The following is a 16915-nucleotide window of genomic DNA, read 5'->3' as shown; positions in this document are numbered from 1 at the left end:
CGAGGCGTTATGCCGCGTTCCAGGGATTGACGATGCTGAGACCCGCGGCGAGGTAAGGCGCTTCGTCGCGAGTGGCGACCTTGAATTTGCTGACCGCTGCAATCGCGCCTATGTAGGAATCAGGCAAGGGAAAGCCACGGCCACGCTGGCGAGCTTGCGCGGCCAAATCGGCATAGCGGCGGGCAGCAGCCAGATCGAAACTCAGAATCCGGCCCTCATAGAGCTGGATCAAGGCGTCTACCCCTTGCTGCAACAGGTCGCGCCGTCGGCTATTGGGCAGGCAGGCGATACCATATTGCAATTCGGCAACGGTGATCGTCGAGAGATACAGGGTGGTCGGTGCCTGGCGATCCAACCAAGCGATGACCTGGGGCGAGGGAGTTGGCCTCATCGTCTCGGAAACGACGTTGGTATCGAGCAGAATCATTTGAATGACATTGGCTCATGGGGGCGACGATCACGCGTACCCTCGAGGAAAGCCTGCTCTTCGTCAGTGATCCCGGATTGGCGCCAGATAGCGGCCATGGCTTCTCCCATTGGCGTCTCGGTTGGCAAAATCAAGGCTTGGCGAAGGATGAGTCTGACCTCGGCCTCCATGCTCCGCCCGTGTCGAGCCGCCTGAGCGCGAAGCGCGCGATCGACTTCTTCCGGTAGTCCGCGGATGGTCAACTGAGCCATTGCATGCACTCCACAATTTTGCCTGCATAGCACTCATGCTAGTTCGCCGCCTGCCCGAGCGCAAGGTCGTCAGCAGCTTGGCGTGCCAAACGGCCTAGCCTTTTCTACTGGGAAACTGGTTGCCAAAGGCGCCCTCACTCCAGCCCTCTCCCTGAGGGAGAGGGGGTTGGTTTCGGAGTGTGCTGAAGCCTCAGCGCACCACGCCTTCCTCGCGCAATACCTTGAAGATGGCGGCGGCTGCCGCTTCCGGGGTCAGGTCCTTGAGGACCTGGCCGCCGTCGCCGGAGGCCTTGGCCGTGGCGGCCTTGAAGCGGTCGGCGGCGGTCTTGGCCTTGATCACCTTGAGGCGCTTGGGACGCACCTTTGCGGGCTGCAATTCGCCGTTGTCGAACAGGCTGTCCTGCACGATCTCGGTGGTCTCCACCTGCAGCTCGCCTCGCCGGGCCGGGCCGAAGGCGCTTTGCCGCGGCGCCGGGGCGGCGCTGTCGACGCTGGCGACGAAGGGCAGCCGTACCCGCAGCCGCCGGCGCTGACCGCGCGGCAGGGCCTGGAGCACCGTGGCCTGGCCACCTTCCACGGCTTCCACCGCAGCGAGGCCGACCACCAGCGGCCAGCCGAGGGTCTCGGCCAGCAGATAGGGCAGCAGACCCGAACCTTCGCCGGTTTCCGCCTGGCTGCCGGTCAGTACCAGGCCGGCACCGACCTCGCGCAGGGTCTCACCGAGGGCTGGCAAGGCATCGGCACCCGCCGGTTGTTCCAGTACGTGCAGGGCCGGCACGCCCATGCCCAGATAACCGCGCAGGGCCTCTTCGGCGGGATCACCGGCGTGCAGGACGCGCAGCTTGTCGCCCACCAGGCGCAGGCCCAGTTCGACGGCGCGGGCATCCTGTTCCGCCCGCCGGGCACGCCCGGAAGTGGGATGGGCGCCAACGGACACCAGGGCCACGACCTTGACGCCGTCCAGCGACGGCAGCTTCTGCTCAGGCGACATCCTGCAACTCCCCTGCCCGCTGTTGTTCGACCAGCCGCGCCAGGGCGGCCAGGATGGCGTCACCGTTGCCGATCACCGAAAGATCGGCACGCTTGACCATGTCGCAGCCCGGATTGGTGTTGATGGCGATGACCTTGTCGCAACTGGCGATGCCCTGCAGGTGCTGCACGGCGCCGGAGATGCCCACGGCCAGATAGACCCGGGCGGTGACCCAGGTGCCCGTGGCGCCGACTTGGCGGTTGCGCGGCATATGGCCGTCGTCCACCGCCACCCGCGAGGCGCCCTCGGTGGCGCCCAGCAGCGCGGCGGTGCTGTGGAAGAGATCCCAGTCGCGGATGCCGTTGCCACCGGAGAGGATGAATTCGGCCTCGGCCAGGGGAATCTGCATGGGGTCGACAGCGACCGGACCGAGGTCCTCGATACGCGGCAGGTGGCGGGCGATGTTGCCGCTCAGGGTTACCGGCAGGACCTCGTGGCGGGTCTCGCCGACCGGCTCCGCGCATTCCGGCAGAGTCAGGACCAGCCGCGGCAGCGGCTGCTGCAGATCCTGGCGACCGGCCCCGGCACGGCCAATGACCAGGCTGTCCTTGACCTGCCAGACGCGGGTGGCGGGGCGCTCGTGCAGAGCAGCGCCCAGGCGCCGACCCAGTTCGCCGCCACCACTGCGGCTGTCGGGCAGCAGCCAGTGACGCGGCTGCAGTTCATTGTTCACCGCACGCAGCGCCAGCACCCGCTGTTCGGGGGCATAGCCCTGGAATTGCTCGCCTTCCAGATGCAGCAGGCGATCCACCCCGGCGGTATCGAAGGCCGTTTCCTTGACCTCGCCAAAGACCACGGCCAGCACGGCGCCCTCGGCGCCGGCCAGTTGCCGGGCCAGGCCCAGCAGGTCACGGTCATGGGCGGTCAGGCGACCACTGACCAGATCCGGCACCACGGCGATGTAGAAGGCCGGTTCGGCGATCCGGTGCAGCGGCAGCTGTTCTTCCACCGCCTGGGCGGCGCCACGACGGCCGCCGCCCTGCTGGGCGCCGCTGCGGTCGATACGCTTGACGCCCTGGGGGCCGACGAAACCGACGGCCGCGGCGTGGGGATTCTTGCGGACCAGGCCGTTGGGCCCCATCCAGCGGCTTTCGGCATCGGCGCTGCTGGCGATGCTCGCATGCAGCGGATGCAGGCGGTTGCGCGCGATCCACTCGCGGCGCGGGTCGCGACGAATGATGCTCATGCTGGGCGCTCCGTTTGAAAATGGCAGGTGAGGTGCGCGGTGGGCCCCTCACCCCTGAGGGGAGAGGGGGTAAAAGCGGTGAACACCGGGACTTGTCTGGCACACCTGATCGTCCCCTCTCCCCTCAGGGAGAGGGCTAGGGTGAGGGGGCTACCAAACCCACTCACGACAGCGCCTCCGCGACCGGCCGCCGTGCGGCGGCCGGCTTGCTGTCCACCGGTGCCTCGACGATGGCCTCGGCCACCAGCTCGGCGATGTCCTTGATCTCCGGGCGCGGGGCGACCACGCCTTCCAGCATCAGGGTGCACTGGGGGCAGCCCACGGCCACCAGCTCGGCGCCGGTTTCCTGGATGTCGGCCATGCGCATGTCGGGAATCCGCTGCTTGCCGGGAATGTCGGTGATCGGCGCGCCGCCGCCACCGCCGCAGCAGCGCGAACGGAAGCCGGAACGCTCCATCTCCTTAACCGAGATGCCCAGCGCCTTGAGCACCGCGCGCGGCGCCTCGTACTCGCCGTTGTAGCGGCCCAGGTAGCAGGGATCGTGATAGGTGATGGTGGCGCCCTGCTCGGCCAGGGCGTGCTGGCCCAGGTGCAGGGTGCCGCGGCTGAGCAGGGTCTCGATGAAGGTGCTGTGGTGCTGCACCTGGTAGTGGCCACCCAGTTCGCCGTATTCGTTCTTGAGCATGTGGAAGCTGTGGGGATCGCAGGAGACGATGGTCTGGAAGCGATACTTGCCCAGGGTCTCGATGTTGCGCCTGGCCAGTTGCTGGAAGGTCGCCTCGTCGCCCAGACGGCGGGCCACGTCACCGCTGTCGCGTTCTTCCAGACCGAGCACGGCGAAGTCCACCTTGGCCGCCTTGAGCACCTTGACGAAGGCGCGCAGGGTGCGCTGGTTGCGCATGTCGAAGGCGCCGTCGCCGACCCAGAACAGCACCTCGGCCTGGCCCTTGTCCTGCATCAGCGGCAGGTCCAGGTCGGCGGCCCAGTTCAGGCGGCCACCAGGGGCGAAGCCGCCGGGGTTGTCGGTGGCGATGAGATTTTCCAGCACCTCGGCGCCCTTGTTCGGCGTCTCGCCGCGTTCCAGGGTCAGGTGCCGGCGCATGTCAACGATGGCATCGACGTGCTCGATCATCATCGGGCACTCCTCGACGCAGGCACGGCAGGTGGTGCAGGACCAGAGGGTCTCGGCGTCCACCAGGGCCTTGCCCTGACGGGCGACGATGGGCAGGTGCGGACCGCCGGCGTGCTCGCCGACCGGCTGGCCGGGATAGGGCGAGCCGAAGTAGCGGGCATCGCTGCCGCCCTTGAGGCCGACCACCATGTCCTGGATCAGCTTCTTGGGGTTGAGCGGCTGGCCGGCGGCGAAGGCCGGGCACATGGCCTCGCAGCGACCGCACTGGACGCAGGCGTCGAAGCCGAGCAGCTGGTTCCAGGTGAAGTCGGCGGGCTTTTCCACGCCCAGCGGCGCCTTGGGATCGTGCAGGTCCAGCGCCTTGAGGCCGCTGGAGCGGGCGGCGCTGGCGTTGTGCGGGGTGCTGAAGCGCTCGGCGCGGCGGTGCCAGGCCAGGTGCAGGGCGCCGGCGAAGGCGTGCTTGATGGGACCGCCCCAGGTCATGCCGAGGAACAGCTCGGACACGCCCCAGGCCACACCGACCGCCAGCACCGCGGCCAGAATCCAGCCACCGAAGTCCGGCGGCAGGATGCCGGCGACCGGCAGGGTGGCGATGAAGAAGCTCGCGGCAAAGGCCAGCAGGCTCTTGGGCAGGCGCATCCAGGGGCCCTTGGACAGCCGCGCCGGCGGGTTCCGGCGACGCTTGGCGACGAACAGGGCACCGGTGAACATGCAGGCGGTGGCGGCCAGCAGCGCCCAGCCGAGGATGCGGCTGTGCAGGCCGAAGCCGTGCACCAGGATGGCCAAGAGCGCCGCCAGGACGAAACCGCCCGCGGTGGCCACGTGGGTCTTGGAGATGTACTTGTCGCGGTCGACCACGTGGTGCAGATCCACCAGGTAGCGCCGCGGCATCTTCAGCAGCCCGCCCAGCCAGTCGACCTCGGCCGGACGCCCCTGTCGCCAGAGGCTGAAGCGGCGCACGGCGCCGATCACGGTGAGGGCCAGGGCGGCGAAGAGCAGGATGGGGAGGATGGTACTGAGCATTGCGGGTCTCCCTACGGGACCTCGGGTGGCTGCGGATCACCCCCTCTCCCTGGGGAGAAAGCCGAGAGGGGGAGCCCACGTTCACGCCAAGGCGTCAGCGAGGCCCCTCACCCCCGCCCTCTCCCTCAGGGAGAGGGGGCTGTCCGTGCCGACCGGACGTTGCGAACCCTCACGGGGCGTGTCTTAGAAGTCCTTGCACAGGCGCAGGGCGTCGTAGATGGCGGCGTGGGTGTTGCGCTGGGCCACGCAGTCGCCGATCCGGTAGAGCAGGTAGCCGTTGCCGGTCTCACCGAGCGCCGGCTGCGGCTCGATGGCGAACAGCGCCTCGATGTCCATCTGGCCCTTGTTGCGCGAGTCTTCCTTGAGGGCGTAGTAAAGGCCCTCGTCCGGGCGCACGCCGTTCTCGATGACGATCTGGTCGACCACGCGCTCCTCGCGGGCGCCGGTGTATTCGTTCTCCAGTACCGCGATCTTCTTGTCGCCCTCGGCGTAGACCTTTTCCAGCATCAGGTCGCCGGTCATGATCACTTCCTTGGGATAGAGGCTGCGGTAGTAGGTCGGGAAGGTGGTCCCGCCAATGGCCACGCCCGGCTTGATGTCGTCGGTGACGATCTCGACCTGGGCGCCCTTGTCGGCCAGGTAGTCGGCCACCGACATCCCGGTGAATTCGCAGATGGTGTCGTACACCAGCACATTCTTGCCCGGCTCGACCTTGCCCGAGAGGATGTCCCAGCTGCTGACGACCAGGCCCTCGGCGGCATGCCAGTGGTCGACCTGCTCCAGGAAGGGGTGACCGCCGTTGGCCAGGATGACGATGTCCGGGCGCAGGTCGAGGATGGTCGCCGGATCGGCAGCGGTGCCCAGGCGCAGGTCGATGCCCAGACGCGTCAGCTCCAGCTGGTACCAGCGGGTGATGCCGGCGATCTGGTCGCGCTGCGGCGCGCGGGAGGCCAGGGTGATCTGGCCGCCAAGTTGCTCCTGCTTCTCGAACAGGGTGACGTCATGGCCACGCTCGGCGGAGACGCGCGCGGCCTCCATGCCGGCCGGACCGCCGCCGACGATGACCACCTTGCGCTTGGGCCCGGTGGACTTCTCGATGATGTGCGGCAGGCCCATGTATTCGCGGCTGGTGGCGGCGTTCTGGATGCACAGCACGTCCAGGCCGTTGTACTGGCGGTCGATGCAGTAGTTGGCGCCGACGCACTGACGGATCTGGTCGATCTGGCCCATCTTGATCTTGGTGATCAGGTGCGGATCGGCGATGTGGGCGCGGGTCATGCCGACCATGTCGACGTAGCCGCCCTCCAGGATGCGGGTGGCCTGGTTCGGGTCCTTGATGTTCTGGGCGTGCAGCACCGGCACGTTGACCACTTCCTTGATGCCCGCCGCCAGGTGCAGGAAGGGCTCCGGCGGATAGGTCATGTTGGGGATGACGTTGGCCAGGGTGTTGTGGGTGTCGCAACCGGAGCCGACCACACCGATGAAGTCGAGCATGCCGGTGTCGCTGTAGTACTTGGCGATCTGCTTCATGTCGTCGTGGGACAGACCGTCCGGGTGGAATTCGTCGCCGGTGATGCGCATGCCGACGCAGAAGTCGTCACCGACCTCGGCGCGCACGGCCTTGAGCACCTCCATGCCGAATCTCATGCGGTTCTCGAAGCTGCCGCCCCATTCGTCGGTGCGCTTGTTGACCCGCGGCGACCAGAACTGGTCGATCATGTGCTGGTGCACGGCGGACAGCTCGACGCCGTCCAGGCCGCCGGCCTTGGCCCGGCGCGCGGCCTGGGCGAAGTTGCCGATCACCCGCCAGATCTCTTCCGGCTCGATGGTCTTGCAGGTGGCGCGGTGCACGGGCTCGCGGATGCCCGACGGCGACATCAGGGTCGGCCAGTGGCCGCCGTCCCAGCGCGAACGGCGCCCCATGTGGGTGATCTGGATCATGATCTTGGCGCCGTGCTTGTGCATGGCGTCGGCCAGATTCTGGAAGTGCGGAATGATGCGGTCGGTGGAGAGGTTGACCGAACTCCACCAGTGCTGCGGGCTGTCGATGGCGACCACCGAGGAACCCCCGCAGATGGCCAGGCCGATGCCGCCCTTGGCCTTCTCTTCGTAATACTTGACGTATCTCTCGGTGGTCATGCCGCCGTCGGTGGCATAGACCTCGGCATGGGCCGTGGAGAGTACGCGGTTGCGGATGGTGAGCTTGCCGATCTGGATCGGCTGGAACATTGCTTCGAAGGCCATGACCTTCTCCTCGATCGGCTGGTGCGCGGTCTTGAGCCGCGCTCTTGCTCTGGGGTGTCGCTGGGGTGGCGGCGAGCGGGTCGGCGGCCACCCGGGGGCGCGGCGTTACTTCGGCCGGGTGACGAACAGGCCGTCGTCGTGGCCTTCTTCGGAACCGCTGTATTCCTGGACGGTGACGGTGCGGATGGCACTGCCCTTGGCGGCCAGGATCTGGTCGATGGCGCCGGAGAACCAGCCGGTGAACATGTAGTCCACCTTGCGATTGACCTTGCCGTAGACGTAGACGAAGGCGGAATGCTTGAGCTTGACCTCGGCGTAGCCGGTGTCCAGGTCGAGCTTCTGGGTCTCGAACAGGCCCCAACCGCGCTGCGACAGGCGCTTCATGTAGTGCTCGAACACCGCGGCGCCATGGATGCCATGGCATTCGGCTTCCTTCTCGCACCAGTGCCAGGCGGACTTGTAGCCGGCCTTGTAGAGGATCTCGGCGTACTTGTCGGCGCCCAGGACTTCTTCGATGCCCATGTGGTTGTTGACGAAGAAGTGCCGGGGTACGTACAGCATCGGCAGGGCGTCGGTGGTCCAGACGCCGGTTTCGTCGTCGACCTGGATGGGCATTTCGGGGGCGTGGCTGGCCATGTGTGGAGCTCCGATTCGCTAATACGTATCTAAAAAAAGGTGTGGGTGAAGGCCTGTGGAGCCGTAGCGAGCGCGCCGCTGGCAAGGAGCCCCGCAGCGCCAGGTGAGAGCAGTACCGAGGTACGGCGAACCGGGCGCGAGGACGCGACGCCGCTAGCGGTGTGCGCAGTAGGCTCCAGAGGTATTCACTACTCGCCCCAGACTTCGCCGAGGATTCTCATCCAGTTCTCGCCCATGACCTTGCGCACGGTGCGCTCGGGCATGCCGCGCTTGAGCAGGGTCTCGGTCAGGTTGGGAAATTCGCCCACGGTGCGGATGCCCAGCGGGTTGACGATCTTGCCGAAGCTGGTCAGGCGACGGGCGTAGCCCTTGTCGTGGGTCAGCCACTCGAAGAAGTCATGGCCATGGCCCTGGGTGAAGTCGGTACCGATGCCGATGGCGTCTTCGCCCACCAGGTTCATCACGTACTCGATGGCCTCGGCGTAGTCGTCGATGGTCGAGTCGATGCCCTTGGCCAGGAAGGGGGCGAACATGGTCACGCCGACGAAGCCACCGTGGTCGGCGATGAACTTGAGTTCCGCATCCGACTTGTTGCGCGGATGCTCCTTCAGGCCGGACGGCAGGCAGTGGGAGTAGCAGACCGGCTTCTTGGATTCGAGGATGACTTCCTCGCTGGTCTTGGAGCCGACGTGGGAGAGGTCGCACATGATGCCGACGCGGTTCATCTCGGCGACGATCTCGCGACCGAAGCCGGACAGGCCGCCGTCGCGCTCGTAGCAGCCGGTGCCCACCAGGTTCTGGGTGTTGTAGCACATCTGCACGATGCCCACGCCGAGCTGCTTGAAGATCTCGACGTAGCCGATCTGGTCTTCGAAGGCATGGGCGTTCTGGAAGCCGAACAGGATGCCGGTCTTGCCCTGGGCCTTGGCCTGGCGGATCTCGGCGGTGGTGCGTACCTGGACCACCAGATCGCTGCACTCGCGGATCAGCTTCTGGCTCGCCGCGATGTTGTTGACCGTCGCCTGGAAGCCCTCCCATACCGAGACGGTGCAGTTGGCGGCGGTCAGGCCACCCTTGCGCATGTCTTCGAAGAGTTCGCGGTTCCACTTGGCGATGATCAGCCCGTCGATGACGATGCTGTCGGCGTGGAGTTCGGTGGCATTCATGACAGGCTCCGGCGTTGGTCTCGCGCCGGAACGGGTGCCGGCGATTCGAGGCCAGCATAGCCCCGGGGTCCTGGCCGACCGGATGCAAAAACGACAGGGGTATCACCAGAAGCGTCAGTGACCGGATCGGCCTACCCCGGCGGCAGGCCCGCGACCGCCGCCGCGGACTCCGGCGCCGACGACCGGTGCGGCCGGTCTTCCCGCGGACTCAGGCCGAAGCGCTGGCGGTAGCAGCGGGAGAAATAGGACGCGGACTCGAAGCCGCAGGCCAGGGCGACGTCCAGCACGCTGGCCTCGCCCTGCTGCAGCAGCTGGCGTGCCCGGTCCAGGCGCAATTGCAGATAGAAGGTGGAAGGGGTCGTCTGCAGATGGAGGCGGAACAGCCGCTCCAGCTGGCGGCGGGTCACCTGGATGCCGGCGGCCAGTTCCAGGGTGCCCATGGGCGTCTCGGTATGGCGCTCCATGCGCTCCACCACCCGGATCAGCTTTCGGTTGGCGATGCCGTAGCGCTGCGCCACCTGCAGCCGCTGGTGCTCGCGCGGCGGGCGGATGCGCCCGAGCACGAATTGCTCGGAGACCTGCACCGCCAGTGCGCTGCCGTGGCTGCGGCCGATCAGCTCCAGCAGCAGGTCGAGACTGGCGGTGCCGCCGGCGCAGGTGATGCGACCACGGTCGATCTCGAACAGCTCGCCGGTCACTTCCAGTTGCGGCCAGGCTTCGCGAAAGGCCGCCACCGCCTCCCAGTGCAGGGTGATCCGGTGCCCGTCCAGCAGCCCGGCGCGGGCCAGCACCAGGGCACCGGTGTCGATGCCGCCCAGGGGATGGCCGTGGCGGGCGACCTGGCGCAGCCAGCTGGCGAGGCCGTCGTCGTAATGGGCCAGAGGCTCGAAACCGGCCACCACGAACAGGGTGGTGCCCGCTTCCAGGGCGTCGAGGCCGCCGTCGACATTGACCGACATGCCGTTGCTGGCGGTCACCGCCGCGCCCTCGCGACCGAGGATGCGCCAGCCATAGCTGCCCGGACGAAAGCGGTTGGCCACCCGCAGGGGTTCCAGGGTGGCGATGAAGCCCAGGGCGGAAAAGCCGGGCAGCAGGAGAAAGGCAAAGGACTGCGGCATGGGTGGGGCGTCCTAGGTAACGATTGGCTTGGGCAAGCAAGAAGGTCGCCAGGGTGCAAATTCCGGTCGTCGGGCTGCACATGGCGGCCGAGCGAGGCGCCTAGGGTAGAAGGCAACCGGCAGTCATCCCCGCCCGCCGCCCCAGGGAGTTCGCCATGCCCAACAAGACCCTCAGCACCACCCTCCTCGCCTGCGGCCTGCTGGCCGCCACCCTCGGCAGCGCTCGTGCCGCCGATCCCGACAGCTGCCAGACGGTGCGGATGGGCATCGTCGGCTGGACCGACGTGGTCGCCACCAGTGCCCTGGCCGAGGTCATGCTCGAAGGCCTCGGCTACGGCGTGAAGCCGACCACTGCCTCCCAGCAGATCATCATGGCGGCCATGGGTGACAAGAATCTGGACGTGTTCCTCGGCTACTGGCAGCCGACCATGCAGCCGGTGGTGCAGCCCTTCGTCGACAAGGGCCAGGTCAAGGTGCTGACCCCGCCGCTGCTGGCCGATGCCCAGTCCACCTTCGCGGTGCCCGAGTACGTCTACGAGGGCGGCCTGAAGACCTTTGCCGACATCGCCCGCTTCAAGGACAAGCTCGGCGGCAAGATCTACGGCATCGAGCCGGGCAGCGGCGCCAACCGTGGCACCGCCGAGATGATCAAGACCGACCGCTTCGGCCTCAAGGACTTCCAGCTGGTGGAGTCCAGCGAGGCGGGCATGCTCACCGCCGTGCGCCGCGCCGAGAAGCGCAAGGAATGGATCGTCTTCTTCGGCTGGAAGCCGCACCCGATGAACCTGCAGATCAAGATGCGCTACCTGACCGGCAGCGAAGACGTCTTCGGCCCCAACGAAGGCCAGGCCACGGTCTCGGTGGTCACCACCGCCGACTATCCGCAGCGCTGCGCCAACGTCCAGCGCCTGCTCAGCAATCTGCACATGGACAGCGCAGAGGTCAGTGCCGTGATGGCGCCCATCCTGGAGCGCGTCGCGCCCAAGGACGCCGCCCGCGCCTGGCTCAAGAACAACCCGCAACGCCTCGACGCCTTTCTCCAGGGCGTGACCACCCATACCGGCCAGCCCGCCGCTCTCAAGCTCTGATCGCCCAAGGACAGACCCCATGAACACCGATGTCATCGTCACCTGCGCCCTGACCGGCGCCGGTGATACCGTAGGCCGCAATCCCCATGTCCCCGTTACCCCGGCGCAGATCGCCGCCGCCGCCCTGGAAGCGGCCCGCGCCGGCGCCACCGTGGTGCACGCCCATGTGCGCGATCCCGCCACCGGCAAGCCGAGTCGCGACGTGGCCCTCTATCGCGAGGTGGTCGAGCGCATCCGCGAGGCGGACGCCGAGATCGTCATCAACCTCACCGCCGGCATGGGCGGCGACCTGGAGATCGGCCCGGGCGAGACGCCCACCGACTTCGGCCCCGGCTCGGACCTGGTCGGTCCCCTCACCCGCCTGCTGCATGTCGAGGAATTGCGTCCGGACATCTGCACCTTGGATTGCGGCACCCTCAACTTCGGCGACGGCGACTTCATCTATGTCTCCACCCCCGCGCAACTGCGCGCCGGGGCCAGGCGCATCACCGAACTGGGGGTGAAGGCCGAGCTGGAGATCTTCGACACCGGCCACCTCTGGTTCGCCAAGCAGCTGCTCAAGGAGGGGCTGCTGAAGGATCCGCTGTTCCAGCTGTGCCTGGGCATTCCCTGGGGCGCCCCGGCCGATACCACCACCATGAAGGCCATGGTCGACAACCTGCCGGCGGGCGCCTGCTGGGCCGGCTTCGGCATCGGCCGGATGCAGATGCCCATGGCTGCCCAGGCCATGCTGCTGGGTGGCAACGTCCGCGTCGGCCTGGAAGACAATCTCTGGCTGGACCGTGGCGTCCACGCCACCAACGGCAGTCTGGTGGAGCGGGTCATCCAGATCATCGAACGCCTGGGCGGGCGCGCCCTGAGCCCCGCCGAAGGGCGCGACCGCATGCAACTGGGAGGTGCCCGATGAGCGCCGTCTTCGCCGCCCTCGGCACCGGCGTGATCGGCGCCGGCTGGATCGCCCGCGCCCTGGCCCGCGGCCTGGATGTCCGTGCCTGGGATCCGGCGCCCGGCGCCGAAGCCGCCCTGCGCACCCGCCTGGCCAATGCCTGGCCGGCCCTGCAAGCCCAGGGCCTGGCAGCCGGTGCCAGCCTGGAGCGCCTGAGTTTCCATACCGACCTGGACGCCGCGGTGGCCGATGCCGACGTCATCCAGGAAAGCGCCCCCGAACGCCTGGAGCTCAAGCGCGAACTGCATGCCCAGGTCAGTCGCGCGGCCCGGCCCGACGCCCTGATCTGCTCCAGCACCTCGGGCCTGCTGCCGAGCGACTTCTATGCGGAGGCGCTGCACCCCGAGCGCTGTCTGGTGGGCCATCCGTTCAATCCGGTCTATCTCCTGCCGCTGGTGGAGGTGGTGGGTGGCAGCCAGACCTCGGCGGCCAACCTGAAGCGCGCCGAAGCCTTCTATCGCGAGCTGGGCATGCGACCGCTGCGGGTGCGCAAGGAGGTGCCCGGCTTCATCGCCGATCGCCTGCTCGAAGCGCTCTGGCGCGAAGCCCTGCACCTGGTCAACGACGGCGTCGCCACCACTGGCGAGATCGACGACGCCATCCGCTATGGCGCCGGCCTGCGCTGGTCGTTCATGGGCACCTTCCTGACCTACACCCTGGCCGGCGGCCCGGCGGGCATGCGCCACTTCATGCAGCAATTCGGTCCGGCGCTGAAGCTGCCCTGGACCTACCTGGAAGCCCCGGAGCTGACCGACGGCCTGATCGACGCCGTGGTCGAGGGTACCCAGGCCCAGCAGGGCGATCTGGAACTGGCGGCGCTGGAGCGCTATCGCGACGACTGCCTGCTGGCGGTGCAGGCGGCCATCGCCGACTGCAAGACGCGCCACGGGATTCGGGACTAGGAGCGGCCATGATCATCCATCGCACCCCGGTCGCGCCCGAGTGGGTCGACTACAACGGCCACCTGCGCGACGCCTACTACCTGCTGATCTTCAGCCACGCCAGCGACGCCCTGATGGACGCCATGGGCCTGGGCGCCGCCGGCCGCGCCGCCAGCGGGCACTCGCTGTTCACCCTGGAGTGCCACCTCAACTTCCTCCATGAAGTGAAGGCGGATGCCCGGCTGGAGGTGCGGGTAAGATTCCTGGCGTTGGACGCCAAGCGGCTGCACCTGCACTTCGGCCTCCATCACCAGGGCCAGGCCGACCTGCTGGCCGCCTCCGAGCAACTGCTGCTGCACGTCCACCTGGACGGCCCCCGTTCCGCGCCCTTCGCGCCACGGGTGCACGACTGGCTGGCGACCCGGCTGGCGGCGCAGCGGGACGAGCCCTGGCCGGAGCATGTCGGGCGGGTCATCGGCCTGCCCCCGCCCCGCCCATGAAGGCGCCCCCGCTGTCGGCGGACATGGCCGCCTTCGTCACGGCCAGCCAGGCCTTCGCCACTACCGATTCAGACCTCCAGGCACAGCGCCAGGCCTATGCGCGGCTCTGCGCCGCCCTGGCGCCGGCTGACTACAGGGGCCTGGCGGTCAGCGATCACCGCGCCGGCGCCGTACCGTTGCGGCTGGTGGCGCCGCGGGAGTCCGCCGCTGACCGCCCCGCCCTGCTCTATCTGCACGGCGGCGGCTGGATGCTCGGCGACCTGGATTCCCATGGCTTTCTCGCAGCACGGCTGGCGCGACGACTGGGACTGGCGGTGCTGCTGGTGGACTATCGCCTGGCGCCCGAGCACCCCTATCCCGCCGCCCTGGACGATGCCTGCCAGGCCTGGGACTGGTTGCAGCAGCAAGCCTTGACCCTGGGGCTGGACCCGACCCGGCTGGCGGTGGCCGGCGACAGTGCCGGCGGCGCTCTCGCTGCCGCCCTGTGCCTGGCGCTGCGGCAGCAGAGGCGTGCCCAGCCGCGGGCCCAGGCATTGATCTATCCCGCGCTGACCGCACGGATGCTGCCCAGCGAACGCCGGCAGGCCCAGGCGCCGCTGCTGAGCGCCGCCGACTGGCGAGCGTGTCTGGATGTCTATCTGCCCCACCCGGCGGAGCGCCGCGAGTCTCTCGCCCTGCCGTTGCAGGCTGGCGATTTCAGCGGGTTGGCGCCGGCCCTGGTCGCCGTGGCCCAGCGCGATCCCCTGGCCGACCACGGCCGCGCCTATGCCGCTGCCCTGCGTGGCGGCCGGACGCCCTGTCGCCTGTGGCAAGGTGCCGGTCTGTTGCATGGCGCCCTGCGCGCGCGGGGCCGGCGGGCCGAGGCCCTGCGCGAGGCCCTGGAGCGCTTTCTCGCTGGCGAATTGGCCACCCTGCCCGCCGCTGACCTGGCAAAAGACAAAAAAAAACCTCAACCGCTGGAGACGGAAGAGGTTCAAACGCCCTGATGGGCCTCAGTGTGTAACCGGGGGTTGCTCGACTCTGGTGGCGAACAACCGGAAAATGTCGTTGATAGGCGCCATTCTAACGGCGAACCTCGCCCTTGACCCTGCGGCAGATTGTCCGGGCAGGGCGTCGTAATAAATCTACATTGCCTGGGCAGACGGCGAGGCGCTTTCCAAAAACGACATCCGGCTATGCGGCGACGCCAGCCCGGCTTGCCGTCTGCGACACCAGTGGGAGAATCCAGGCATTCCACCGGAGAGGGCAGCACCATGATGATCGCCGACTTGATCGACCAGGACGACTTCCGCGACCGCCTGCGTGCGCTGGGTTTCAATGTGACGCCCGCGGCGACCGCGGACGAGGCCTGTCGCCAGGCGGTGACGGGCCTCAACCAGGAACGCGCCCAGGTCTTGCGGCAACTGATCCAGGAATTGCTATCGGGCAGCGCGGCGCTGCTGCCGGCGGTGCGCCAGGCCATCGACCAGCAATTGCTGCCGGCCCTGGCCCCGACGCGTGCCTAGCGAACCCTAGGGCCGCAGCAGACTCAGCCGGCCCAGCAGCGGCAACCGTCCCAGGCCCCGCAACGGGGGCGTCAGCAGGCGCTCGCCCTGGCGGGCAAAGGCGGCGGCCAGCGGCGTGTGCAGGCTCAGGCTGATCACACCCAAGGCCAGGGCCAGCCCGCCGATATAGTCATCCGAGCCCCAGTGGGCGCCGGCCACCAGCCGCGGCAGCATGAACAGCACGGCCAGCGCGGCCACTATCAGTCGCCGTCCCCCGCGGGTGAAATGCGCCATGAACAGCGCCCACAGCAGCAGCACCGAGGCGTGATCGCCGGGAAAGCTGGCGCCGGATCTGTCCTTCAACTCCCAGCCGTGTTCCAGCCCGGGAAAGCGATCGCTGAGCAGATAGGCGCCGGCGAGCACATCGGACGGACTGGAATGCTGCAAACCCCAGGCTTCGATGCCCTTGGTCAGCAGGGTGCGCACGATCAGCAGGATCACCAGTAGACCGACGAAGGCCGCCAGCGCTGGCCGTACCTGCCGGGCCGGATAGGCCCAGTCGCCCCGGACCAGCAGCGCCAGCAGGATCAGGCCGACCAGGGCATCCACTGGTCGCAGGCTGAAAAAGGTCCAGAGATAGAGCCAGGCGCTGGACTGCGCCAGCGGGGCATTGAGGGCGTGGAACAACCTGGCGTCGAAGGCCAGCAACTGACTCCGAACGTCAGGGATCAGCCAGAGCAGCAGCAGGCCCAGGGCCAGCCCCTGGCATAGCGCCAGGCGGCGCCACTGCCAGGTGGAAGAGAAGAGTGGAGCGTTCATCGAGGTCTCTTTTCACGAAAATTTCACGAATAGACCCGCTTGACCTCGATAACGTCACACTTTGTTACAGCCAGATGACGCAACAGTCCTTTGCATCCGCTGACTCAACCCAGGAAGGCCAGGGCCTCGTCTGCGACCAGCTCCGGTAATTCTTCCGCCAGGTAATGGCCACCCGGCAAGGCGCGCCCGCTGACCTGGGTGGCCACCTGGCGCCATTCGGCCAGCGGATCGAAGCAGCGCCCCACGGTGCCTTCGGCGCCCCAGAGCACCCGCAGCGGCAATTCCAGCCGGCGCCCGGCATCCAGGTCGGCCTGGTCATGCGCCAGGTCGATCCCGGCGCTGGCGCGGTAGTCCTCGCAGATGCCACGGGCGGTGCCGGGCAGGCTCAGGCAGCGCAGGTATTCGGCCAGCACCTCCGGGGGAAAGGGCGCCAGGCCGGCGCTGCGGGTACCCATCACGCCCTTGAGATAGCCTTCCGGATCGGCTTCGATCAACCGCTCGGGCAACGGCGCCGGGCGGATCAGGAAGAACCAGTGCCAATAGGCCCGGGCGAAGGCCTCGTCGGTCTGCCGATACATGGCCAGGGTCGGCGCGATATCCAGCAGCATCAGCCGCTCCACCGCCGCGGGATGATCCAGTGCCAGGCGATGGGCGACCCGGGCGCCGCGGTCGTGGGCCAGCACGGCGAAGCGCTCGTGGCCCAGCAGCCGCATCAGCGCGACGTTATCCCGCGCCAGGGTACGCTTGCTGTACGCCTCGGTGCCCGCTTCGGGCTTGGCGCTGTCGCCATAGCCGCGCAGGTCGGCGGCCACCAGGGTGAAGCGCTCGGCCAGCCGCGGTGCCACCTTGTGCCACATGACCAGTGTCTGCGGATGGCCGTGGAGCAGGAGCAGCGCCGGGCCCTGGCCGCCGACGCGGCAATTGAGCTCGACGCCGTCTACATCCAGCCGCCGCTGTTCGAAGCCCGCAAAGAAGCCGTCCATC

17 protein-coding genes are annotated in these 16915 nt (G+C 68.0%); 6 read left to right on the top strand and 11 right to left on the bottom strand.

Annotated elements, in window-relative coordinates; all coding sequences use genetic code 11:
- Positions 1 to 7 precede the first annotated feature (7 nt).
- The 9 genes from QMX82_RS00470 to QMX82_RS00430 form a co-directional block, all read right to left on the bottom strand.
- Positions 8 to 427, bottom strand: a complete 420-nt coding sequence (locus QMX82_RS00470) for a type II toxin-antitoxin system VapC family toxin (RefSeq protein ID WP_280310310.1) — start codon at positions 425 to 427, stop codon at positions 8 to 10.
- The gene (locus tag QMX82_RS00465) at positions 424 to 678 is read right to left on the bottom strand and encodes a FitA-like ribbon-helix-helix domain-containing protein (RefSeq protein WP_280310309.1); all 255 of its coding nucleotides are present in this window, start codon (positions 676 to 678) and stop codon (positions 424 to 426) included. Before QMX82_RS00465 ends, QMX82_RS00470 begins: the two co-directional genes overlap by 4 nt.
- A 190-nt stretch (positions 679 to 868) precedes the next feature.
- Positions 869 to 1669, bottom strand: coding sequence for an electron transfer flavoprotein subunit beta (gene etfB / locus QMX82_RS00460; protein ID WP_442969362.1), 801 nt, complete (start codon positions 1667 to 1669; stop codon positions 869 to 871).
- The gene (gene etfA, locus QMX82_RS00455) at positions 1659 to 2894 is read right to left on the bottom strand and encodes an electron transfer flavoprotein subunit alpha (RefSeq protein WP_282280827.1); all 1236 of its coding nucleotides are present in this window, start codon (positions 2892 to 2894) and stop codon (positions 1659 to 1661) included. Before etfA ends, etfB begins: the two co-directional genes overlap by 11 nt.
- Before the next feature lie 163 nt (positions 2895 to 3057).
- Positions 3058 to 5049, bottom strand: a complete 1992-nt coding sequence (dgcB, locus tag QMX82_RS00450; protein ID WP_282280826.1) for a dimethylglycine demethylation protein DgcB — start codon at positions 5047 to 5049, stop codon at positions 3058 to 3060.
- A gap of 183 nt (positions 5050 to 5232) precedes the next feature.
- Entirely contained in the window at positions 5233 to 7293 is a 2061-nt protein-coding gene (gene dgcA, locus QMX82_RS00445; protein ID WP_280310302.1) for a dimethylglycine demethylation protein DgcA, read from the bottom strand.
- Positions 7294 to 7398: 105 nt separating this feature from the next.
- Positions 7399 to 7929 carry a DUF5943 domain-containing protein gene (locus tag QMX82_RS00440; RefSeq protein WP_007160248.1) on the bottom strand — a complete coding sequence of 177 codons (531 nt, stop codon included), beginning with the start codon at positions 7927 to 7929 and terminating at the stop codon, positions 7399 to 7401.
- A gap of 188 nt (positions 7930 to 8117) precedes the next feature.
- Entirely contained in the window at positions 8118 to 9095 is a 978-nt protein-coding gene (locus tag QMX82_RS00435) for a dipeptidase (RefSeq protein ID WP_017641587.1), read from the bottom strand.
- Between the two features lie 131 nt (positions 9096 to 9226).
- Positions 9227 to 10213: a GlxA family transcriptional regulator gene (locus QMX82_RS00430; RefSeq protein WP_280310297.1), complete on the bottom strand. Its 987-nt coding sequence runs from the start codon at positions 10211 to 10213 to the stop codon at positions 9227 to 9229.
- A 155-nt stretch (positions 10214 to 10368) separates the two neighbouring features.
- Between QMX82_RS00430 and choX the strand changes: the two genes are divergently transcribed.
- The 6 genes from choX (at position 10369) to QMX82_RS00400 (ending at position 15133) form a co-directional block, all read left to right on the top strand.
- A complete protein-coding gene (gene choX / locus QMX82_RS00425) occupies positions 10369 to 11301 on the top strand; it encodes a choline ABC transporter substrate-binding protein (protein WP_282280825.1) in 933 nt (310 codons plus the stop codon).
- Positions 11302 to 11320: 19 nt separating this feature from the next.
- A complete protein-coding gene (locus QMX82_RS00420) occupies positions 11321 to 12208 on the top strand; it encodes a 3-keto-5-aminohexanoate cleavage protein (protein WP_058791816.1) in 888 nt (295 codons plus the stop codon).
- On the top strand, positions 12205 to 13149 hold the full coding sequence (locus tag QMX82_RS00415; protein WP_282280824.1) for an L-carnitine dehydrogenase: 945 nt from the start codon (positions 12205 to 12207) through the stop codon (positions 13147 to 13149). The genes QMX82_RS00420 and QMX82_RS00415 overlap by 4 nt, the downstream gene beginning before the upstream one ends.
- 8 nt (positions 13150 to 13157) lie before the next feature.
- The gene (locus QMX82_RS00410; protein WP_282280823.1) at positions 13158 to 13628 is read left to right on the top strand and encodes a thioesterase family protein; all 471 of its coding nucleotides are present in this window, start codon (positions 13158 to 13160) and stop codon (positions 13626 to 13628) included.
- Positions 13625 to 14614: an alpha/beta hydrolase gene (locus QMX82_RS00405; protein ID WP_282280822.1), complete on the top strand. Its 990-nt coding sequence runs from the start codon at positions 13625 to 13627 to the stop codon at positions 14612 to 14614. The genes QMX82_RS00410 and QMX82_RS00405 overlap by 4 nt, the downstream gene beginning before the upstream one ends.
- A 267-nt stretch (positions 14615 to 14881) precedes the next feature.
- Complete coding sequence (locus tag QMX82_RS00400; protein WP_064309107.1) at positions 14882 to 15133, top strand: hypothetical protein; 252 nt, start codon at positions 14882 to 14884, stop codon at positions 15131 to 15133.
- Positions 15134 to 15139: 6 nt separating this feature from the next.
- Here the strand turns inward: QMX82_RS00400 and QMX82_RS00395 are convergent, their stop codons facing one another.
- Together QMX82_RS00395 and QMX82_RS00390 are read right to left on the bottom strand one after the other, a co-directional pair.
- Positions 15140 to 15931 (bottom strand): phosphatase PAP2 family protein, encoded by a 792-nt coding sequence (locus QMX82_RS00395; protein ID WP_282280821.1) that lies wholly within the window; start codon positions 15929 to 15931, stop codon positions 15140 to 15142.
- Between the two features lie 104 nt (positions 15932 to 16035).
- Complete coding sequence (locus tag QMX82_RS00390) at positions 16036 to 16914, bottom strand: alpha/beta fold hydrolase (RefSeq protein ID WP_282280820.1); 879 nt, start codon at positions 16912 to 16914, stop codon at positions 16036 to 16038.
- Between the last annotated feature and the right edge of the window lies 1 nt (position 16915).

Source organism: Pseudomonas sp. PS02302, assembly GCF_029959585.1.
Classification (GTDB): domain Bacteria; phylum Pseudomonadota; class Gammaproteobacteria; order Pseudomonadales; family Pseudomonadaceae; genus Chryseomonas; species Chryseomonas aestiva.
This window is presented reverse-complemented; position numbering and strand designations above follow the sequence as displayed.